The sequence below is a fragment of the Tenacibaculum lutimaris genome, from assembly GCF_003610735.1.
Taxonomy (GTDB): Bacteria; Bacteroidota; Bacteroidia; order Flavobacteriales; family Flavobacteriaceae; genus Polaribacter; species Polaribacter lutimaris.
The window spans coordinates 13,807-35,408 of the sequence record NZ_RAQM01000006.1 but is presented as its reverse complement, the minus strand read 5'-3'; the positions used below and the strand labels follow the sequence as shown (position 1 = coordinate 35,408).

General features: G+C 31.0%; 17 protein-coding genes. 14 read left to right on the top strand and 3 right to left on the bottom strand.

All coding sequences use genetic code 11. From position 1 onward, the window contains the following. Window positions 1–21: 21 nt before the first annotated feature. A complete protein-coding gene (locus tag C8N26_RS00245; protein ID WP_170141607.1) occupies window positions 22–1,275 on the top strand; it encodes a tetratricopeptide repeat protein in 1,254 nt (417 codons plus the stop codon). Window positions 1,276–1,311: 36 nt separating this feature from the next. After that, on the top strand, window positions 1,312–1,776 hold the full coding sequence (locus C8N26_RS00240; protein ID WP_120185544.1) for a hypothetical protein: 465 nt from the start codon (window positions 1,312–1,314) through the stop codon (window positions 1,774–1,776). A gap of 2 nt (window positions 1,777–1,778) precedes the next feature. Here the strand turns inward: C8N26_RS00240 and C8N26_RS00235 are convergent, their stop codons facing one another. Further along, window positions 1,779–3,287: a GH3 auxin-responsive promoter family protein gene (locus C8N26_RS00235; RefSeq protein WP_120185543.1), complete on the bottom strand. Its 1,509-nt coding sequence runs from the start codon at window positions 3,285–3,287 to the stop codon at window positions 1,779–1,781. 66 nt (window positions 3,288–3,353) lie between these two features. Here C8N26_RS00235 and C8N26_RS00230 point away from each other — a divergent pair, with 66 nt between their 5' ends. Then, a complete protein-coding gene (locus C8N26_RS00230; protein ID WP_120185542.1) occupies window positions 3,354–4,148 on the top strand; it encodes a DUF2797 domain-containing protein in 795 nt (264 codons plus the stop codon). On the opposite strand, the gene C8N26_RS00225 is transcribed toward C8N26_RS00230, so the two are convergent. Next, window positions 4,143–4,757 (bottom strand): HD domain-containing protein, encoded by a 615-nt coding sequence (locus C8N26_RS00225; RefSeq protein WP_120185541.1) that lies wholly within the window; start codon window positions 4,755–4,757, stop codon window positions 4,143–4,145. The two genes, C8N26_RS00230 and C8N26_RS00225, sit on opposite strands and share 6 nt — an antisense overlap. 42 nt (window positions 4,758–4,799) lie before the next feature. Then, window positions 4,800–6,920, bottom strand: coding sequence for a carboxy terminal-processing peptidase (locus tag C8N26_RS00220; protein ID WP_120185540.1), 2,121 nt, complete (start codon window positions 6,918–6,920; stop codon window positions 4,800–4,802). A gap of 381 nt (window positions 6,921–7,301) precedes the next feature. Between C8N26_RS00220 and surE the strand changes: the two genes are divergently transcribed. The 11 genes from surE to C8N26_RS00165 all read left to right on the top strand — a co-directional run bounded on the left by surE (window position 7,302) and on the right by C8N26_RS00165 (window position 21,564). Further along, window positions 7,302–8,072 (top strand): 5'/3'-nucleotidase SurE, encoded by a 771-nt coding sequence (gene surE / locus C8N26_RS00215; protein WP_120185539.1) that lies wholly within the window; start codon window positions 7,302–7,304, stop codon window positions 8,070–8,072. Next, on the top strand, window positions 8,060–8,347 hold the full coding sequence (locus C8N26_RS00210; RefSeq protein ID WP_120185538.1) for a hypothetical protein: 288 nt from the start codon (window positions 8,060–8,062) through the stop codon (window positions 8,345–8,347). The genes surE and C8N26_RS00210 overlap by 13 nt, the downstream gene beginning before the upstream one ends. A gap of 9 nt (window positions 8,348–8,356) precedes the next feature. Beyond that, window positions 8,357–9,469 carry a lipid-A-disaccharide synthase gene (gene lpxB, locus C8N26_RS00205; RefSeq protein ID WP_120185537.1) on the top strand — a complete coding sequence of 371 codons (1,113 nt, stop codon included), beginning with the start codon at window positions 8,357–8,359 and terminating at the stop codon, window positions 9,467–9,469. A gap of 7 nt (window positions 9,470–9,476) precedes the next feature. Beyond that, on the top strand, window positions 9,477–10,034 hold the full coding sequence (locus C8N26_RS00200; protein ID WP_120185536.1) for a C40 family peptidase: 558 nt from the start codon (window positions 9,477–9,479) through the stop codon (window positions 10,032–10,034). 101 nt (window positions 10,035–10,135) lie between these two features. Then, window positions 10,136–10,912 carry a LytR/AlgR family response regulator transcription factor gene (locus C8N26_RS00195; RefSeq protein WP_120185535.1) on the top strand — a complete coding sequence of 259 codons (777 nt, stop codon included), beginning with the start codon at window positions 10,136–10,138 and terminating at the stop codon, window positions 10,910–10,912. 5 nt (window positions 10,913–10,917) lie between these two features. After that, the gene (locus C8N26_RS00190; RefSeq protein ID WP_120185534.1) at window positions 10,918–12,525 is read left to right on the top strand and encodes a histidine kinase; all 1,608 of its coding nucleotides are present in this window, start codon (window positions 10,918–10,920) and stop codon (window positions 12,523–12,525) included. Window positions 12,526–12,621: 96 nt separating this feature from the next. After that, window positions 12,622–15,147, top strand: coding sequence for a zinc-dependent metalloprotease (locus tag C8N26_RS00185; RefSeq protein ID WP_120185533.1), 2,526 nt, complete (start codon window positions 12,622–12,624; stop codon window positions 15,145–15,147). A gap of 25 nt (window positions 15,148–15,172) precedes the next feature. Beyond that, window positions 15,173–18,454: a SusC/RagA family TonB-linked outer membrane protein gene (locus C8N26_RS00180; RefSeq protein ID WP_317124618.1), complete on the top strand. Its 3,282-nt coding sequence runs from the start codon at window positions 15,173–15,175 to the stop codon at window positions 18,452–18,454. 11 nt (window positions 18,455–18,465) lie between these two features. Next, window positions 18,466–19,782 (top strand): RagB/SusD family nutrient uptake outer membrane protein, encoded by a 1,317-nt coding sequence (locus tag C8N26_RS00175; RefSeq protein WP_120185532.1) that lies wholly within the window; start codon window positions 18,466–18,468, stop codon window positions 19,780–19,782. A 72-nt stretch (window positions 19,783–19,854) separates the two neighbouring features. Then, window positions 19,855–20,865, top strand: a complete 1,011-nt coding sequence (locus C8N26_RS00170) for a DUF5018 domain-containing protein (protein ID WP_120185531.1) — start codon at window positions 19,855–19,857, stop codon at window positions 20,863–20,865. A 69-nt stretch (window positions 20,866–20,934) separates the two neighbouring features. After that, complete coding sequence (locus tag C8N26_RS00165; protein ID WP_120185530.1) at window positions 20,935–21,564, top strand: M48 family metalloprotease; 630 nt, start codon at window positions 20,935–20,937, stop codon at window positions 21,562–21,564. The last annotated feature ends 38 nt before the right edge of the window (window positions 21,565–21,602 follow it).

Genomic DNA, 21,602 nt, shown 5'->3' with positions numbered 1-21,602 from the left:
AATAATATCAAAAATAGAAACGTGAAAAATAAAATTTTACTTATTGTTTTTGTAGTAGGAATAATAAAAGTCGAGGCGCAAGTTTCGGCTTTTCAAACTATTGATAGTTTACTAAACAAAGGGCGCTATCAAACAGCATTAACAAAGTTACATGAGTTGGATACTACTTTTCAATCAACTTCAAAAATAGCAGCAATTTATGCTTCTATAGATAATCATAAGCAAGCTTCTAAATATTATGAGCAAGCATTGGCATTGCAAGATGATTATGCTGTAAAAGTAAATTTGGGAAAAGCGTATCAAAAAGAAAAAAAATTAGAAAAGGCAATTGAAATTTATGAAGGAATTGTAAATGAGGATGCTGAAAACTTATTGATACAGTATCAACTAGGAAAATTATATGCAAAAACCAAACAACCAGCTAAGTCAATAGAGACTTTTAAGAATATAATTCAGCAAGATAGTACCAATGCAAACTACTATTATCAATTAGGGGTTGGATATGCAATGTTGAATAAGAGAAATTTAAAAATTAATAGCTTTTTAGAAGCTTATAAAAATGATGAAGAACATATTAAATCGATTCATCAATTGGCGTTAGCTTATACTTTTTTAAGAGATAAAGATTCTGCAAGTATTTTTATTAATAGAGGATTAGAAGTAGATCCAAATCACATAGCTTTAAACAAGCTTAAAATTAATAATCTATACAGAAAAGAAAAGTATAAAGAAGCAATTAAGCTATTAGAAAAGATAGATTCTATAGAACCTAATGAGCATTATACTCAAAAAATGTTAGGGCGCAGTTATTTTAATTTGAAGAAGTATAAAAAAGCAAAAGAGTATTTTAATAAAGCACTTAAAATAGATCGATCAGATTTTAAAGCATATACTTATTTGGGAGATATTGATTTTAAACAGAGAAAATTTCAGAAAGCACAATTGAATTATATGTTAGCTACTTTTATAGGGAAAGAACCAAGAGATGTGGAATATTACCAGTTAGCTAGGGTGTATAAAGAATTAGGTAACTCTAAAGAAGAACTTAATTTCTATAAAAAAGCTTTTGATGAGAATAAAAAAAATTACCAAGCACTGTTTCATTTAGCTTTAAAGAGTGAAGTTTATTATGAAGATAAGAAAATTGCATATAAGCACTATAAAACTTATATAAATCGTTTTGAAAGAAAAGATGTTTCATATACTGAATATGTGAAAACGCGATTAGAAGCGATAAAAAAACATTACTTCTTACTGGGAGAAATCTTAGATTAATAGTAAAATTCGTATATTCATCTTAAAATCAATAAGATGAATATACGTTATGCCGTCTTTTTACTTTTACTAACTACTTCTTGTGATTTTTTTTTACCATCTAAAAAAGGTGGTTTTCGAGCTTTTGATACTATAGTAGATTTTACGAAAGTAGATGTTTCCCCTGCTTTCAATAGATGTAGAAGTCTTTCAGAAGAAGAAAAATCAAAGTGTTTTAGAGAAGAAATCCATGAAAGGTTTGCTAAAAGTTTACAAGAATATTCTTTCGTAATACAAGAAGGAATAGAAGAAGAGGTACTTATCGACTTACTAATTAATGCAGAAGGTAAATTTATATTGAAAAATATTACCGCATCGAAGGATGTTAATCAGCAGCTTCCAGAGTTAGACAGTATTTTAAAATCTACTATTGAAAAATTACCACAAATACAACCAGCAACAAAAAGAGGTATTCCTGTAGTTACGCAATATCACTTGCCATTAAAAATTCAAACAGAATAAGCTTAGAGTTTTAACAGTTCTTCAACAAAGCTACGCTCATTAGATAATCTCGGAACTTTGTGTTGCCCACCTAATTTCCCTTTTTCTTTCATCCAATCGTAAAATAAACCTTTGCGGGCTTGATGTACTTTAGGCATTGCCAAAGTCATGTTGTTATAACGTTTAGCCTCGTAGTCAGAGTTACAGTTTTTTAAAGCATTATCTAACATTTCAGTAAAGAAGGCAAGATTTTTAGGAGGTTTTTCAAATTCAATGATCCATTCGTGAGCTCCATTTTCCTTTTCATTCATAAAAATAGGTCCAACGGTATATTCTTTTATTTCACTATTGGTTTTATCGCTAGCAGCTTTCAATGCCTCTTCAGCATTTTCAATAATCAATTCTTCACCAAAAACGTTAATGTGATGTTTGGTACGCCCAGTAATTTTTATACGATAGGGGTCAGTTGAGGTAAATTTAACCGTGTCTCCAATTAAGTAACGCCATAAACCGCCATTAGTAGTTATTACAATAGCATAGTTCACATCTTTTTTAACTTCGGATAAAGGAATTGCGTTAGAGTTTTCTCCATCGTATTGATCCATAGGAATGAACTCGTAAAAAATTCCGTAATCTAACATCAATAACATTTCGTCAGAGTTGTTCCGATCTTGAATAGCGAAGAATCCCTCAGAAGCGTTGTAGGTTTCATAGTATTTAAAATCGTCTTTCGGAATTAATTTTCTATACTGTTCACGATATGGATTAAAGTTGATTCCTCCATGAAAATATACTTCCAAATTAGGCCAAACTTCTAAAATATTATCCTTTCCGGTTTTTTCTAGAACTTTGTTTAGCAGAACTAGCATCCAAGAAGGAACTCCTACTAAACTGGTAATATTTTCATGAATGGTTTCGTTAATAATGGCTTCCATTTTGGTTTCCCACTCACTCATCAATGCTGTTTCTTGTCTTGGAGCAGAGCTAAAATCTGCCCAAAAAGGCATGTTTTCAATAATAATTGCCGATAAGTCTCCGAAATAAGAGTTGTTGTCTTCGTACACAGCTGAGCTTCCACCTAAACGAAGGCTTTTTCCTGTAAACAATTTAGCATTTTCATTGTTGTTAATATACAAACACAACATGTCTTTTCCTGCTTTGAAATGGCAATATTCAATAGCTTCATCACTTACAGGAATAAACTTACTTTTTGCATTGGTAGTACCGCTAGATTTTGCAAACCAACGAATTGGCGTTGGCCAAAACAAATTTTGTTCTCCTTTTCTACAGCGTTCAATAAGTGGTTCAATACTTTCGTAACGTTGAATAGGAATGTTATTAGCAAAGTCGGAGTAATTTTTAATTGAAGCAAAGTTTTGTTGTTTTCCGAATTCAGTATTCTTAGCAGTACTTACGAGTTTGAGTAACAATTCATCTTGCACATCAATAGGATACTTTAAAAACAACTCTACTTGATGTTTACGCTTTTTTAAGAACCAAGAAATGATTGAATTTATAAATGGAAACGTCATAGTTTAACTCTTAATTCAATTTTTTTACAGTAAGTTTGTGAAGCTAAAAGTAATAAAATTTAAGACATGCAATACCAAGGAGTTTTAAAAAAAATGCCTACCGAGAATCTTACAACTGTTCAGTATTATTTAGAGATGCCATCTGGTTATTTGAATATGAATCAGTTATTGAATAGAGACATGTCTTTAAGTTTTGTTACTTATGAGTGTTTAAACTGCCATTTAGAAAAGAAAATTTATCGTCAAGGTTTTTGTAAGAGCTGTTTTTTTGAAATCCCTACTGCAGGAGATTGGATTATGCGTCCTGAATTGAGTAAAGCGCACTTGGGAGAGGAAGATAGAGACTTAGAGTATGAGAAAAAAGTGCAGTTACAACCGCATATCGTGTACTTAGCAAATTCAAGTAATGTAAAAGTTGGTGTAACTAGAAAACAACAAGTGCCAACTCGTTGGATAGATCAAGGAGCACATGAAGCTATTGAAATAGTTGAGGTGCCAAATAGATATTTAGCAGGAATAACAGAAGTTGCTTTAAAAGAGCATGTAGCCGATAAGACCAATTGGAGAACAATGTTGAAAAACGATATTAAGGATGAAAATTTGGTGGAGTGGAGAGAGCGTTTACAAGAGTTTATTCCTGAAGAAGTGAAAGAATATTATATAGCTACGAATACGGAAACAAATATTCAATTTCCTGTAGAGAAATATCCAAAAAAACCTAAGAGTTTAAACTTAGAAAAGCAAGAAACTTATACTGGTAAATTGGTTGGTGTAAAAGGACAATACCTAATTTTTGAAGACGAAACGGTGTTTAATGTTCGTGCTAATGAAGGGTTAGTAGTGAAGATAGAACTTTTATAAGAAGTCAATTTCTCGTTGAATATTTTTTCGAGCAGTTTTTTCAAATTTTTTATAGAAATATTCAGTTTTAAATATGTTATCCATGGTTAAAAAATGCTTTAGTGCTTTTTTTCGACCAGAATTGTAAACTAAGTTAGGATAGACAACGTACTCTTTTCTTACATTTTTATAGTATTGCTCGTATGTTTCCCAATTCGCGCCTAAAATAGCTAAATCAGCATCGGTAAAATAATTAGTATCAGTATCTTCTGATAGCTTATGGTGTTTTGTAGCCAAAATTTGATTTTCACACCTTTTAATAATTTCTTGGGGAACAGAAAGTAGTTGCATTCTTTGAATAGCGAATTCAGCACTCTTTTCTTCATTGTTACTTTTAAGTGAATTGTAGATTACATCGTGATAGAAAAGTGTAAATAAAATGGTGTTCCAATGGTTTATTTCAGTTTTTATTGGAGTAAGTTGAAAAAGTAAACTCTCAAGATGTTCTAATGTATGATAGTATCGCTTTTTGTTAGTGTGATTTTCAACGATTTCTTCCCAAAGAGTTAGGTGTAGTGTTTTGTCACTTGAATAATTAGCAGCCAAACTTAGAAAAGTGTTTTTTAGCATAAGTAGTAATTAGATAAAAAAAACGGGGATATCCCCGTTTTTTTAATTCTTGATAGCAACTTGGTGGTTATTCATTCGTAACTCACTCAATACATTTAATGCTTCATTAATGTAAATGTCTTTTTGTAAGTTTTTATGCCAAGTAACGCGTTTTTCTTCTAAAACCGTATCTTTTTTAAATAGGTTCAATTCGTATTTAGGTGATTTAAATGTTAAATGAGAATCGAATTTAAAAATATCTTTGAAATTTTCTCCTTCTTTAACTTTTGCTTCCCCTTCTTTTTTAAAGGTCTCGTAATTTAATGAGTATATTCTTTCGTCTTGGTTTTTCTTTAGCCATTTTGCATACTCGTTTATCTTATTAAATTTTTCATTACTCATTACACGTTGCTTACTATTGTAAACAACATCAGCAAAATTACTATAGGTATTGGTAGCAGTATAGTTAGCCTGCTTAACTTTATCCCATGGTAAAGCACCTTCCAAATCACGCTCACCAAAATCCATGTAACTGTATCTGCTTGGTAGTGAAATATCAGAATAAACACCTTCAATTTGTGTAGAACCACCATTAATTCTATAAAACTTTTGAATGGTCATTTTTAAAGCACCTAAATCGTCAGGGTATTGCTCATAAAAACGATTGATTGGTAATACGTTTTGTACGGTTCCTTTACCATAAGTTTGTTTACCACCAATAATAACTCCACGTTTATAATCTTGCATTGCTGCAGCAAAAATTTCTGATGCAGAAGCAGAGAATTCATTTACCATTACTACTAATGGACCTCCCCATTGTATTTTAGAATCAGTATCATTTTTTACCAAAGGGTCTTCCCCTCGATACTTTACTTGTACTATAGGTCCTTCTTTAATGAATAAACCTCCAATTTCAATGGCTGTTTTTAATGAGCCACCTCCGTTATCACGTAAATCAACGATTAAACCTTCTACATTTTCTTTCTTTAAACGCTCAATTTCTTGCTCCATGTCTTTTGCAGCATCTCTTCTGCTTAAGTCATTAAAATCAATATAAAATCTTGGAAGGTTTATAACTCCGTATTTTTTACCGTCCTTTTCAACAATACTCGATTTTACAAAAGTTTCTTCTAGCTCTACCACATCTCTAATAATAGGAATAATCTTAATAGAACCATCAATTTTTTTCTTAACGGTTAAACGTACCTCTGTTCCTTTTTTTCCTTTGATAAATTTAATAGCATCATCTAAACGCATTCCTACAATATCTAGAGGTTCTTCGTCTCCTTGAGCAACTTTTAATATGATATCATCAGCTTCTAGTTCTCCTTGTTTCCAAGCAGGACCTCCAGAGATTAACTCAACAATATGCGTGTAAATTCCTTTCTTTTGTAAACGAGCACCAATTCCTTCAAGTTTACCAGACATTTCTTGGTCGAAACGTGTTTTAATGTTAGGTGACATATATGTTGTATGTGGATCAAAACCACTTACCACACTGTTTAAGAAAGTAGAGTACCAGTCAGAATTTTCCAATTCTCCAATACGCATGTACAAATCGTCCATGTTTTTTAATACTTTCTTTCTAGCTTCAACTTCTAATTCTTTAAAAGATTTCTTTTTAAAGTTTTTATCTTTTTTAGCCTTTTCGTTTTGCTGTGCTTCAGCATCTTCTATATTGCTTAAAATAGATAGTTTTAATTGTTTTCTCCAGTAGTCTGTTAATTCGGTTTCATTTTTAGCATAAGGAACTTTGTCGTAATCAATATCAATTACCTCATTTTTTTTGTAGTTAAAAGGTTGTTTTAATAAAGCACGATAGTTAGCTTTTCCTGATTCCATTTTTTCAAGGAAACGATTATAAACTAGTTTGTAAAAATCAATGTTAGATTCTCTTAATTGATTATCTATTTGATATTTATATTGAGAAAATTCTTTTAAATCTTCTTGCGTAAAATAGCGTTTACTTGGGTCTAAACCATCAATAAAAGTAGTGTATACATGTTCAGAAAAATCATCATTCAAATCTTTTTGAACATAGTGGTAACGACTTAAAATATTTTTTAAAACATATACTATAACTCTATCTTTTTCTGGGTCATTATTAGGAAGTGTATTCGAGCTAACAGAGTTCGAAAATAATAATGTAATTGCTAAAAATGGAATAATAAACTTCGTCTTCATAAAACCTTCTATCTTTAAATTTGTGTTGGGTAGTTTAGTTGTGTTGCTAAGCTACTAAAATAATGCCAATTTTTTAAGTTTTGATGCTTTTTATAAAAGCAGCGATTTAATTTATATACTCTTAATTCAAACTTTAGGTTCATTCAAGTAAGTAACATTACTATTTATCTAAAAATACTTAGATAATATATATTGTGTTAGATTGAAATAATAGCACAAAAAGCCGAAATAATAAAAATAGTGAGATGAACAATAATTTGTGTCATGACGCTTGTGTTTGATTACCACAATTTTACACATAAAATAAACGAATCTGTCTTTACGAAATGTTAAAAAAAGAATCCTTTTTTTGTGTTACATTTGTTGTAAAACTTACATACCATGCAAGACAGACCTTTAATTTTGGTTACTAATGATGATGGAATTACTGCTCCAGGTATTCGAATGTTGATTGAAATTATGAATAAAATAGGAGATGTAGTCGTCGTCGCTCCTGATAGTCCACAAAGTGGAATGGGGCATGCAATTACAGTAAATAATGTCCTACATTGTAATCCAATTACTATAGATGAAGGTCCGCAAATTGAATACAGTTGTTCGGGTACTCCAGCCGATTGTGTAAAAATGGCAAAGAACGAAATATTGAATCGTACCCCTGATTTATGTGTTTCAGGAATTAATCACGGGTCTAATTCATCCATTAATGTAATTTATTCAGGAACGATGAGTGCTGCTGTTGAAGCAGGTATTGAAGGGATTCCAGCTATAGGTTTTTCATTGTTAGATTTTGATTGGCATGCCGATTTTAGAGCTGCACGTAAGTTTATAGAAAAAATTGCGTTAAATGTGTTACTAAATGGTTTACCAGATGGGGTGATTTTAAACGTAAACATTCCGAAGTTAAAAGAGAAAGATATTAAAGGAGTTCGTATTTGTAGACAAGCAAATGGATATTGGAAAGAAACGTTTGATAAACGTAAAAGTCCGTTCGGAAAAGAATATTACTGGCTCTCAGGAGAGTTTGTAAACAGAGATAAAGGACAAGATACCGATATTTGGGCGTTAGAAAACGGTTATATTTCTGTGGTGCCTGTTCAGTTTGATATGACAGCGCATCACGCAATTCAAAAATTACATACATGGGACATATAAAGAAAGAAATAGCCATAGGAATTTTAGTATCGTTATTGGCAACAGCATGTGGATTTTTTGTGTACATACAATACATTTCACAATCAGATATATCTGAAACACTAAGCAAAATAAAAGAAGGAGGTATGTTAGGATCGGTAATAGCATTATCGGCAATACCTAATTTATTTGTGTTTTGGGTCTTTTTAAAAAAGAAACAAGATTACAGAGCAAGAGGAGTGTTAATAACTACGATTGCAGTAGCTTTATTAACCGCAATTTTAAAATTTTTCTAATTTTAGTAGATGAAGTATTACATTCTTGTAGGAGAAGCTTCGGGTGATTTACACGGAGCAAACTTAATGAAGGCGTTGTTGAAACAAGATCCGAAAGCAGACATTCGTTTTTGGGGTGGAGATTTGATGCAAGAAGTAGGAGGTACGTTGGTTAAACATTATAAAGAACGTGCTTTTATGGGGTTTGTTGAGGTGTTGATGAACTTACGAAAGATTTTGGGTATGATTTCTTTCTGTAAAAAAGACATTGCTCAATTTAATCCTGATGTACTAATTTTTATAGATAACTCAGGCTTTAATCTTCGTATTGCTAAATGGGCAAAGCAACAAAGTTTTAGAACCAATTATTATATTTCTCCACAAGTTTGGGCAAGTAGAGCAGGTAGGGTAAAAGATATTAAACGTGATATCGATGAAATGTTTGTGATTCTTCCGTTTGAAAAAGAGTTTTACAAAAAGTACGGATACAATGTACACTTTGTAGGGCATCCTTTAATTGATGGGATTGCTGGTAGAAAGCAGGTGTCGATAGATAAATTTAGAAAAGAACACGATTTAGGTTATAAAGAAATTATAGCATTATTACCTGGAAGTAGAAAACAGGAGATAACCAAAATGCTATCGGTAATGTTATCGTTGGTAGATGATTTTCCTGAGTATCAATTTGTAGTAGCGGGTGCTCCTAGTCAGTCGTATGAATTTTACAAAGAAATTATTGGTGATGCGAATGTGAAGTTCATCAATAATAAAACCTACGATTTATTAAGTATTTCGTATGCTGCTTTGGTAGCGTCAGGAACCGCAACCTTAGAAGCAGCACTATTTAAAGTGCCTCAAGTGGTTTGTTATAAAGGAAGCAACATATCGTATCAAATAGCAAAACGAATAATTACGTTAAGTTATATATCACTTGTCAACTTGATTATGGATAGAGAAGTGGTAAAAGAGTTGATACAAAATGATTTTACGAAAGAAAGCTTAAAGTATGAGTTAGAGCGTATTTTAGAAACAGAACATCGTCAGCAATTATTTTTATCGTATTTCGATTTGGAACAAAAACTAGGAGGTAAAGGAGCCTCTGCCAAAGCAGCAAAATTAATTGTTGATGGAGTAAAAAAATAAAACACCTATGATTAAAAAAATCCTCTTTGTATGTACACTGTCGTTTTTAATGATTTCTTGTGGATCGTCAAAAAATGTGAGTGGAACTTACCAAAAAACAGCATCAACAATTACTCCTAAAGCAGTTGATGTAGCAAGTGTTAAGTCAGAAGCTACTGAAGAGGTTAAGGTGAACGAAGTAACAGTTGCCGATAAAATTATATGGACAGCAGTTACCTACAAAGGAGTTCCGTATCGTTTTGGTGGAATGACAAAAAAAGGAATGGATTGCTCGGGGTTAATTTTTACGTCATTTCAACAACGAGATGTATCCATAGCTAGAAGTTCTCGTGAAATGTATCGACAAGGCGAAAGAATTTCGTTACGAGAAGTGCAAAGAGGCGATTTATTATTTTTTAAAACAAGAGGGAGGAGAGGACCTATAAATCACGTAGGTTTGGTAACTTCTGTTGATAATGGGGATGTACGTTTTATTCACTCCACTACTTCGCAAGGGGTTATTGTAACCTCACTACATGAAAACTACTGGAAACGTGCTTTTATAGAAGCGAAAAGGGTGTTGTAGTTTTTAATAAACTTCCATAAGTTAGCATAAACATAACTTTTAATTAAAGATAAAAATAATTTAATACTTTTGGAGATACCTCTTAAATCTCTATAAAGTAAATGAAAGTATTAGATGTAGTTATTATTGAAGATGAAGATTTGGCAGCATCTTCTTTAGAAAATTTATTACTTAAAAGTCCATATTCAATTTCTGTAAAAAAGCGATTAGAAAGTGTTGAAGATTCAATTGTATGGCTTCAAAACAATACATGCGACTTAATTTTAAGTGATATTCATTTGGGAGATGGTTATAGTTTTGAAATTTTTGAAAAATTGAAAACTTCTACACCTATTATTTTTACAACAGCTTTTGATGAGTACGCTATAAAATCATTTCAGTTTTTTGCTATAGATTATTTATTAAAACCTTACAGTGAAGAAGCATTGCAAAAAGCTATAGAAAAGTATGTTGGCTTAAATGAAGATAAAGGTTATAGCGATAAATTAGAACAACTGTTACTACAAATGAGTAGCAAAATAAACGATCAAAAAGAAAAAGAACGTTTTTTAGTGTCAAAAGGAAATTTATCTATTTCTATAAAAAGAGAAGATGTAGCCTATTTTATGGCACAAGGAAAATATTTGTTTTTGTTTACTTTTGATAATGAAAGCTATCTTTATGACGGAACGATTTCTAGTTTAGAAGAAGAACTTTCTGAAAAATACTTTTTTAAAATCAATAGAAAGTATATCATACAACACTCTGCTATAAAAAATATTTCTAAGTATAGTAATAATCGTATAAAAATAGATTTACAGTCTGATCTTAATGTAGAAGAAATACTTCTAGTAAGTGCTCAAAGAATTAAAGACTTTAAGAATTGGTTAGATAATTAGAAGGAATGAGATTTCTGTTAAAAAAAAGAAAACATCAATATTACCTTTTAGTAAGTGTATCGTTGATTGTGTTATTTTTTATAGGGTACAGACTTATAACTCAAAAAATAACTTCGGAGGCAGAGAGGTTAGTGGGGGAAGTGATAAGTCAAACTGTAAGGGAGAAGAAGAATATTTTACAATTTGATTTTAATGAGTTTAATAAGTTTATTTCAGGAGCGCAAAAAATTTTAGACAAAGGTGTAAATTTAGAGGAATCCGAATTAAAAAATAGATTATTATTTAATAGTGAGCTTGCTTTTTCGGAAGAAGTTATTGATGCAAGTTTCATTTATTTTTTTAAAAGAAACGAAGAAGTTACATATACGTCCTTTTTAGGAACTAAAGAGCTAGAAGAAGAGACACTTGAAAAAATAAGAGGGTTTAAAAAAGAGAACCAAACCTTTAATGTGGTGTTAGGATTAAATAACATTACGTACTACCAAAAAATTATTACATACAAGTTGCCTGATGAATCAATGGTAGTATTTGGTTACAATATAAATTTATTAAAATATTGGAACTATTTTTCACAAAAGTATAAAGGGTATGGAGGCTATGTTATTGTTACAGATAAAGAAGGCGTTTGTATGCTACATCCAGATACTAGTTATATAGGGAAGCAAGAAAAATCTTTTTTTAACAATATTTCACCAAATAGTATTATCAAATCTTCCAAGAGAGGAATAAAAAATAATCAACAAATTAAATCAACGGTTACTTCAGAGTATTTAGGCTTAGAGGTGTTAAGGTACTATAATGTAGTACAGGCAGGTAACTCAGAGTTGGTTTTAATAACAAGTTTCCCCTTAAATATTTTAATTAAAGAATCTGTAAACAACATAAAAGAATATTTGCTTTGGATGAGTTTGTTGGCATTATTAACTTTTATGCTAATATTCGGATTTTCTCGTAGTCAGCTTAGGAGTCAGCATTTGAAAGCACTTCAATATGAAAAAGAACGAAAAAAGTTAGCTATAAGCAATGAGCAATATCAACAAAAAAATGCGCGCTTACAATTAAGTCAGTTACGTAAAAAGTTAAATCCTCATTTTTTATTTAACACTTTGAATTCATTACATGTTTTAATAGGTGTAGATAAAACAATGTCTCAACAGTTTGTGTTAAAACTTTCGGAAGTTTATAGGTACTTACTAAAGGAAAGAGATGCTAATAAGGCCACAGTCAAAGAAGAATTATATTTTTTAGAGCAGTATTTCTTTTTGCAAAAGATTAGGTTTAATAATAGTATAAACTTAGAAATTATAAATAGAGCAGAAGAAAAAACACTATTAAAAAAAATACCTTTTTTAGCTTTAGAAACCTTAATTGAAAATGCAATTAAGCATAATGAAATAACAAAAAAAACGCCTCTTTTTATTAAAGTTTTAATAGAAAAAGATATAATTATAGTAAGTAATAATTATAACCCAAGAAAAAACAATACTGAAACAAGTTATGGTATTGGTTTAAGTTATTTGAGTGATTTTTATACGTTTTATAGCGTAACTTCATTTAAAACAGTGATTTTTGAGAAAAGTTTTAAATGTTACCTTCCTTTATTGTCAAAATAGTAAAATTCACTCCTGTTAAAAGGCACTTCACTCTCATTTAATTTTTAAAAAGCATCTTCAGTTCTACATTTGGTTGCTTATTAATCAAAATAATTTATGAAGAGTTATACTCAAATGAAGGGTGTTAAATTAAAAACATTAAGCTTACTGCTTGTGGTTTTTACCACTTCTCTTTTTGCACAAAAGAAAGAAGAGGAGAAGAAAGATTCTATTAAAGATAGTAGTAATGTGTCTTATTCTAAATTAAAGAAAGAAGGGAATGTAAAAAATGGATTATTCAATATTTATAAATTAAAAGAAGATATCTATTTTGAAATTCCTGATTCATTGTTTTCAAAGGACTTCTTAATTGTCAACAAAGTATCTAAAGTACCTTACGAACTTAATGGGCATGGGTTAAATAAAGGAATGGCTTATGAAACTAAGTTAGTAAGGTTTTATAAAGATACTGTATTAAACAAGGTTTGGGTAAAAACATTAACTCCGAGGGTTAAATCGCCAAAAGACAACGCAATAACTCTTTCAGTACAAGAAAACTTTGGAGAATCTATTATTGAAGGATTTAAAATAGAGTCTGAAAATGAAGAGAAGACTACAGCTCTTATTAAAGTAAATAGAGTGTTTAATGGAGAAGATAAAAGTTTTAATGATTTACTTTCAAACATAGGTTTGGGAGGAAGCGTTAAAACAAAGCTTTCTAAAGTTGAAAAATTAAAAACGTTTTCAAAAAATATTGTAGTTAAATCACTTTTAACTACATCAGTTTCTGAAGGAAAAAGTACTGCACTACCTTTATCTATAGGGGTAACAACAAACATCGTTTTGCTCCCAACTAATGTAATGAAACCTCGTTTTGGAGATAAAAGGATAGGGTATTTTAGTAAACCTATGGATTATTATTCAGATAGTCAACATGAAGTAGAGCATAGAGAGTTAATTACACGTTGGAGGTTAGAGCCTAAAGAAGAGGATATAGAAAAATATAAAAAAGGAGAGTTAGTAACTCCTAAAAAACAGATTGTTTATTATATAGATCCAGCAACACCAAAAAAATGGGTGTCATATATAGAAAATGGAGTATATGATTGGAATAAAGCCTTTGAGCAAGCAGGATTTAAGGATGCTGTGGTTGTTAAAGAAGTGACCAAAGAAGATAAAGATTTCGATATTGATGATGTTCGTTATTCAGTAATTACCTATGTAGCTTCAGAAAGGCAAAATGCAATGGGACCATCTATAGTAGATCCACGAAGTGGAGAAATTTTAGAATCAGATATTATTTGGTGGCATAACTTAATGAAAGGGTTGCATCAATGGATTCGTGTACAAACAGGGCCTATAAACCCAGAAGCAAGAGCTAATGTTTTTTCAGATGAAATTATGGGAGAATCAATAAGGTTTGTGTCTTCTCATGAAGTAGGACATACGTTTGGATTAAAACACAATATGGGGGCATCGTTTAGTTACCCTGTAGACTCGTTGAGGTCAGCTAGTTTTACCAAAAAAATGGGAGGAACAGCTCCATCTATAATGGATTATGCTCGTTACAATTATGTTGCTCAACCAGGAGATAATATAACAGAAGTCAGTCCAAAAATAGGAGTGTATGATAAGTACGCTATCAATTGGGGCTATCGTTGGTTAGATGTGAAAACACCCCATGAAGAATTACCTATACTAAATCAGTGGATAAGAAAACACGAAAATGACCCTTTATACTTCTATGGGCCTCAGCAGGGAAAAGTTATAGATCCAAGATCGCAAAGTGAAGATTTAGGAGATAATGCAGTGAAAGCAAGTGAGTATGGATTGAAAAACCTACAAAGAATTGTACCTAATATTTTAATATGGACCAAAGAAGAAGGGGAAGATTATTACAAAGCTGCCAAACTATACAAAGCAGTGATAGATCAATGGCAACTATATAGCGGTCATGTAATGGCTAACATTGGAGGAATTTATATTAATAATACTATTTATGGTGATAATAAAAATACCTTTGTGCCTGTACCAGCCAAAGTTCAAAAAGAGGCATTAGAGTATATAATAAATGAGGCAATTTTACCACAAAAATGGTTGTTTACTCCAGAGTTAATTCACAAAGTATATCCTGTAAGAGATGCACCAGACGGAGAACGTTTTTATTCTCCAATATCTATGCATCGAGCTTATCAAACGAATATGATATATCGTTTGGTGCATACAGATAGACTAATGCGTATTACAGAAAATAAAGTGTTGAGTTCAGATACAGAAGAAGTATTTACCGAAGAGTATTTATTTGATCAGCTTTATAAAGCGATCTTCAAGAAAACAATGAAGAATGAGCCATTAGATATGTTTGATCGTATGACTCAAAAAAATTACGTAGATGTACTAACTGTTGATAGAAATACACTTTTAAAGAAAACCAGACAGACAACAATTTCTAGTGATGATAAGAACTTTAAAAATGTACACTTTACATATATACCTAGGGTATCAGATGCAGGTTCAAATAAGAGAGCAGAATTAGAAAGAATTTTAAAATTATTGAAGAAGAAAAGGAAGAAAGGAAATATAGCTACACAAAACCATTACAATGATTTAATAGCTAGAATTGAGTATAATTTGAATAATTAAGATGATGAATAAAAAAATAATTTACTTGCTGCTACTTATACCATTTTCAGTTTTTGCGCAAGAAACAAAAATAATTAGTGGTACAGTTATCGATGAAGCTAGAAATGAAACACTTCCAGGAGTTTCTATTTATGCTTCAACAAAAATGATTGGAAATAAAACCAATATAGATAATGTTATACAAGCTTCTATGATTGGCACAACTACCGATTTTGATGGTAACTTTTCTTTCAATGCTCCAATAGAAACAAAGTATATTATAATTTCTTACATGGGATTTGAAACAGAAAAGATTAATGTAGAAAATAGAAGTACTAACATTATAGTATCTCTAAAAGAAAAAGAAGAGCTTTTAGGAGAGGTGGTTATAACAGGATACCAAAAAATTGAAAAGAGAAAAGTAACTTCATCATTTGCTAAAATTAAAACAGATGACGTTAAAAAAGCAGGTACTGCTAACGTAGATCAAATGCTTTCAGGTGAAATATCAGGGGTGTTAGTACAACCAACTACTGGAGCACCAGGAGCACCAGCAAAAATTCAAATTAGAGGTACATCAACATTAACAGGTTCTTCTGATCCTTTATGGGTTTTAGATGGAATTCCTTTACAAGGAAACGATATTCCAAAAGATTTTAGAGATAAAGACAATATCGATAATTTAAAATCTTTTCCTATTGCAGGAATTAACCCAGAAGATATTGAAGAGATTACGGTGTTAAAAGATGCTTCGGCAACTTCTATCTACGGTGCAAGAGCTGCAAACGGAGTAATTGTAATTACTACGAAAAAAGGTAAAGAAGGAGCGATGCGAATTAACTTTAATTCAAATACCTTTTTAACCTTACGACCAGATTTTGATAAGTTAAACTTAATGAATGCTTCTGAGAAAGTAGATTTTGAATTAGGTTTAGCGAGCAGACCAGATTTAACTTACCAAAGTAATAGAGGAGAAGTGGCTAGAATTTTAGATGCTTATGGAGAATACGATAATTTTCAAAACAACGGATTTTCTAGCATAAATCCATTAGCTCAAAATGTAATTAATAACTTAAGAAATCAAGATGTTAATTGGGGTAATAAGTTGTATCAAGCAGCAATAAACCAACAATACGGATTAACGCTTTCTGGGGGTAGTGAAAAATCAAGATACTATTTCTCTTTAGGATATTTTGATGAAGAAGGAACTACTAAAGGGACTGGGCTGAATAGATACAACCTTACGTTTAAAAATGATTATGATGTAAACGACAAATTAAATGTAGGCGTATCAGTTTTTGCAAGTAGAAATAAAAACACATCATACATAACAGGTGCAGATGCTTATACAAACCCAGCTTATTATTCAAGAAGGGTAAATCCTTACTTTACACCATATAATGCAGATGGAAGTTACAATTATGATCCTGATTTAATTGAAAGGTATGATTTAAGTGTAAGTTTCAAGTATAATCCTTTAGAAGAAAGAGAAAACACAAATCAGGAGCTAACATCGTATTCTATCAAACCAATTATAGATCTTACTTATAAGTTAAATAGCAACTTAAAACTATACACACAGTTTGGAATGCAATTTGACTTTGATAAAACAGAGAAATTTTCAGATAAAGAAAGTTATTATACAAGAAAATATAGGTTTAGATCTAGATATCAAGACGATAATGGACAAAATGCTTTTTTCTTACCCGAAGGAGGGATAATTCAAAACTGGAATAGCGATGCTTTTCAATACAACTGGAAGAGTACTTTAAATTACAACACGTCAATTAATAATATCCATGAGATTGATGTAATGTTAGGAACTGAGTTTAGAGAAGATAAGCGTACAGAGATTCATACAAAAGGATTTGGTTTTAACCCTAATACATTAAGCACTGTACAAATAACTGATGAAAGAGCATTGAAGAATAAGTTGTTTGAACCGTATAGAAAAACAGTTAATGAAAATGCATACGCATCATTCTTCGGAACAGCTTCGTACACTTATGATAGAAAATATACAATTTTCGGAAGTTTAAGATATGACGGTTCTAATTTATTTGGTGTAAATCCTAAATTTAGATACTTACCATTATGGTCTGTAGCAGGTTCTTGGAACGTAGCAAAAGAGAACTTTTTTGATGTAGACGCTATTAATGAATTAAAGATTAGAGGTTCGTATGGTGTACAAGGAAATATAGATAAATCTACCTCTCCTTACGTTGTAGGTCTTTATGATGAGGTAACTATTTTACCAGGAACAACAGAAGAAGGTATTAATGTTATTTCAGCTCCAAACAAAGATTTACGTTGGGAAAAAACAGTTTCATCAAATGTTGGGTTTGATCTGGGAATGTTTAATAACAGAGTATATGTATCGGCAGATTACTACTATCGTAAAAGTACTGATCTAATTGGTTTACAAGCTATACCGTTAGAGTCTGGGTTCAACTTTATCAATACAAACTGGGCAACGCTAAGTAATAAAGGAGTTGAATTAGCAATTAATACGAGAAATATTGTAAAAGATGATTTTATATGGACAACTAGCTTTAATATTTCTCATAATAAAAATACTGTAGAAAGAATTCAAACGAGAGATAATCAATTAAGACCATCGTTATTAGGATACGGAGTAAATGCAGTTTTTGCCATTAAAACTGCTGGTATAGATAGTAATGGGTTGCCATTATTTTGGAAAGATGGTAAGAAAGTAACAGCAGTAGATTTTTATAACTTATCAGAAGGAGTTGATGGAAGTCAATTAACCGATGAAGAGCATAGAAATTTATATACCTATGTAGGTAATGGAGATCCTGAGTTTAGTGGAGGTTTCATCAATAAATTTCAGTATAAAGATTTCAGTTTAAGTATAGCTACAAACTTTAACTTAAATCAAACAGTTAGAAGAACACCTTCGTATCACCCAACACAGGTAAGTCCAAATTACAACTTTAACAAAGAAGTATTAAAAGCAGGTACAGGAAATTACCCAGCGTTGATAGGGAGCACAACACCAGGTTTTGACACAGATTTAGTTTACAGTTGGTATCATACTTACGATTCAGGTAATACGTTTAGAGATTTAGATATTTGGGTAGATAAAATTTCATACATAAGAGTTAACAGTATAAAGTTTGGATACAATGTACCAAGTAAGTACTTAGAAAGTATGAATGTTTCAAGATTAAGCTTTAACCTAGAAGGAAGAAATCTATTTGTTTTCGGAACAGATTACGATGGATATTTCGACCCTGAAACTTTTGGTAGTCCATACTCACAACCAATACCAAAAATTATTTCTTTCGGATTCAACCTTTCTTTTTAAAAAATACAGAAATGAGAAAACACATATATATATTATTCATAGTAGTAGTGAGCATGGTTTCGTGTGATGACTACTTAGATGTAGAACCAATAGGACAAATAATTCCTAAATCGGTTGAAGATTACAGAAGTTTTTTAACAACAGCTTATGGTATAGAAAAGAATAACCATGTGTTAACTACATACAGAAGTGATGAACTTCAATTAACTAAAGCATCTTTAGGGTCAGAACAGTATGAAGATCTTTTTATTTGGAATGATGCCGGTGCGTCACCACTAACAACAGCTTTTTCGTATGCTAGTTTTTATAAAATAATCTTTCATGCAAACCACGTTATAGAAAATCAAGCTGAAATTACTGGAGAGGCTACTCAAATTAATCAATTGGTAGGAGAGGCGTATGCCTTAAGAGCTTTGCAATATTTTCAGTTGGTTAACTTATATGGTAAAACTTATAACAGTACAACTGCTAATAGCGATGGAGGAGTACCTGTAGTAACTGAGTACAATTTAGATCAGAAGTATGATATTCAGTCTGTTGAAGAAGTTTATAAGCAAATCTTACAAGATATTACAAATGCAGAAACACGTTTAAATGTTACACAACAACAAACAGGCTTAAATTATAGATTCTCAACAATAGCTTTAAAAAGCTTAAAAGCGAAAGTGTTTTTATCTAAAAATCAATGGCAACAAGCTATTGATGCAGCTAAAGAAGCATTGGCTATAAAAAATACTGTTCAAGATTTAAACTCAGATAGTTCTATAATGCCTTCAGAATTTAATTCAGTAGAATCTATTTTAGCCTTAGATATGGTATCTTCTTTTGATATCACTACTTACGCTTCTATGTCTGATACTTTTTTAAGTAAATACGATAGAACAAATGATTTAAGATTCAACATATATTTTAAGAAAGAAGGAACAGTTTATAGAGCTGCTAAAACAGCTAATATTAAGTATAGATCTACCTTTAGGGTAGCAGAACTGTATTTGATTTTAGCAGAAGCGTATACGCAACAAAGCGAATTAAGTTTAGCAAAAACAGAATTGTTAGCGTTTGCAAAAAACAGATATACTCCGTCTAAAATGACGACGTATACAACATATATCAACTCTTTAAACAAACAAGAGTTGTATGAAGAAATATTAGATGAGCGTGCACGTGAGTTTGCAATTGAAGGTCAACGTTGGAATGATTTAAAGAGAACTACACAACCACAAATTGTAAAGTGGTATGAAGGAAAAAATTACACATTACAAAAAAATGATAGTAGATATGTAGTTAAGTTTCCTAACGATGCTAAAATAAATAACCCAAACTTTTAAAGTATAATCCGTGATTATCGAACGGAATAAAAGAAGTCGATAGTAAAATACTAATTTTTAAATTTTTACATTATGAAAAAAGTTTTCCCTTTTTTGTCTTTAATTATAGCACTTGTAATGGTAAGTTGCTCTAGCGATGATAGTGACAAAATAGTACAATCATCATTAAACAGTATTACAAGTTTTAATATAGACTTTGAAGGATTAACTGAAGACGATGTTGTTTACGATTTAGGAAACAATATTACAATCAGTGTTCCTTTTAATACAAGCATTTCAGGTTTAGTACCTAATATTACTATTTCAGAAAAAGCTACAATTTCTCCAGCACCAGGACAACCAGTAAACTTTGTTGATGGTGAAGCTATGCCTTTTACGGTTACTGCTGAAAACGGTGATGAAAAAGTATACAATGTTACTATTAATATTCGTGGTGAAGTAGGTAGTGGTTCACAAATAAAAACGTATCATTTTAAAGATGACTATAGCGAAAGTATTACTACATATACTTATGACGAAAATTCTAATTTTATTAACTCATATGTTGTAGAAGAAGGTGGAGTTACTAGAACTTATACGATTGTATATAATAATAAAAATCAAGTAATAGAAGTAAAGTCCGATACAAAAAGCACTGTGTATACATATAATGATACAGATTTAATTGTAAGTGCTGTTGAGAAGGAAGATGGTATAGAAGTATATACATATACATATACATATGATACAGAAAATAGATTGGAGAAAAAAGAGAGGCTGAATAAAGAGAATGGTAGAGTAGCTAATACAAGTTATATATATAACGAAGAAGGAAATGTTAAAACAGAAACAGTAGGTACTGAGGCGTTAGAGAATACTTATGATGAGAAAAACAACCCTTTTAAAGGAGTATATCCTACAGCTTTTGCTAAAATTAATGTAGGAACAGGGTTAGATGGAGTAAATATAAATAATCCTACGCAGGGAAGTTTTTCAAGCGATACTCCGGTAACTTATGTATATAATACAGACGGTTACCCATTAACGGCTTCGTATGTTGTATTCGGTTTTATCAATACTAGTATTACATACACATATTATTAATTAATGTTTATTCCCCAGCAAAGCACTCTTAGAATTTATTTCTAAGGGTGTTTTTTTATTCTAAAATTTATGAGAAAAATAATAATGCTTATCACAGCTTTTTTAGTAGTAAGCTGTAATACTAGTGAAACTAAAAAAGAAGAAATAGTAGAAAACGTAACAAAAGAAGATAAATTAAAAGAACTGTACTTAAAAACAGTAAAACCGTTGTTTAAAGAGTTTGCAGGTGTTGATATTCCAAATGAATTTAGAATTGACAAAGAAGACACTACTGTAAATGCAGGAGCGGCAATGAACTATGTTGAAGTAAGCCAAGGTTTAATAGAGTACGATAAAGATTATATAAAAGCTTTTGTATTGGCACATGAGTTAGGACATATTGTAACACTAAAACAAGCAGAGCAATTTAATTTAGGATCAGAAATACCTAACGGAAATAAAACAAATGCATATAAAAAAGCAGAATATCTTGCCGATATTATAGCGGTTCATTTAATTACTACACAAGAGGTGGAGCTAGGAAATGATTTAACAACAAATTTTGAAGTTTTACAAAACTTGTTAGGACCAGAAATCTTTACACATCCAGGAGCAGTTGATAGAGTAGTGTTAATGAGAGAGTATGTAGAAAGAAGTACGAATAAAAATGCAAACACCATCTATCAAGAAATAATTGAAAAAATATGGAATATGGAATAAAAAAACGCCCTTTTAAAGGGTGTTTTTTTATCTTATTG

What these genes read in the sequence shown, in the direction of transcription:
- C8N26_RS00240 (WP_120185544.1), top strand. Translation starts at nt 1,312, where the DNA reads ATGAATATACGTTATGCCGTCTTTTTACTTTTACTAACTACTTCTTGT.
- C8N26_RS00230 (WP_120185542.1), top strand. Translation starts at nt 3,354, where the DNA reads ATGCAATACCAAGGAGTTTTAAAAAAAATGCCTACCGAGAATCTTACA.
- C8N26_RS00195 (WP_120185535.1), top strand. Translation starts at nt 10,136, where the DNA reads ATGAAAGTATTAGATGTAGTTATTATTGAAGATGAAGATTTGGCAGCA.
- C8N26_RS00235 (WP_120185543.1), bottom strand. Translation starts at nt 3,287, where the DNA reads ATGACGTTTCCATTTATAAATTCAATCATTTCTTGGTTCTTAAAAAAG.
- C8N26_RS00185 (WP_120185533.1), top strand. Translation starts at nt 12,622, where the DNA reads ATGAAGAGTTATACTCAAATGAAGGGTGTTAAATTAAAAACATTAAGC.
- C8N26_RS00190 (WP_120185534.1), top strand. Translation starts at nt 10,918, where the DNA reads ATGAGATTTCTGTTAAAAAAAAGAAAACATCAATATTACCTTTTAGTA.
- C8N26_RS00210 (WP_120185538.1), top strand. Translation starts at nt 8,060, where the DNA reads ATGGGACATATAAAGAAAGAAATAGCCATAGGAATTTTAGTATCGTTA.
- C8N26_RS00170 (WP_120185531.1), top strand. Translation starts at nt 19,855, where the DNA reads ATGAAAAAAGTTTTCCCTTTTTTGTCTTTAATTATAGCACTTGTAATG.
- C8N26_RS00165 (WP_120185530.1), top strand. Translation starts at nt 20,935, where the DNA reads ATGAGAAAAATAATAATGCTTATCACAGCTTTTTTAGTAGTAAGCTGT.
- lpxB (WP_120185537.1), top strand. Translation starts at nt 8,357, where the DNA reads ATGAAGTATTACATTCTTGTAGGAGAAGCTTCGGGTGATTTACACGGA.
- surE (WP_120185539.1), top strand. Translation starts at nt 7,302, where the DNA reads ATGCAAGACAGACCTTTAATTTTGGTTACTAATGATGATGGAATTACT.
- C8N26_RS00225 (WP_120185541.1), bottom strand. Translation starts at nt 4,757, where the DNA reads ATGCTAAAAAACACTTTTCTAAGTTTGGCTGCTAATTATTCAAGTGAC.
- C8N26_RS00175 (WP_120185532.1), top strand. Translation starts at nt 18,466, where the DNA reads ATGAGAAAACACATATATATATTATTCATAGTAGTAGTGAGCATGGTT.
- C8N26_RS00200 (WP_120185536.1), top strand. Translation starts at nt 9,477, where the DNA reads ATGATTAAAAAAATCCTCTTTGTATGTACACTGTCGTTTTTAATGATT.
- C8N26_RS00220 (WP_120185540.1), bottom strand. Translation starts at nt 6,920, where the DNA reads ATGAAGACGAAGTTTATTATTCCATTTTTAGCAATTACATTATTATTT.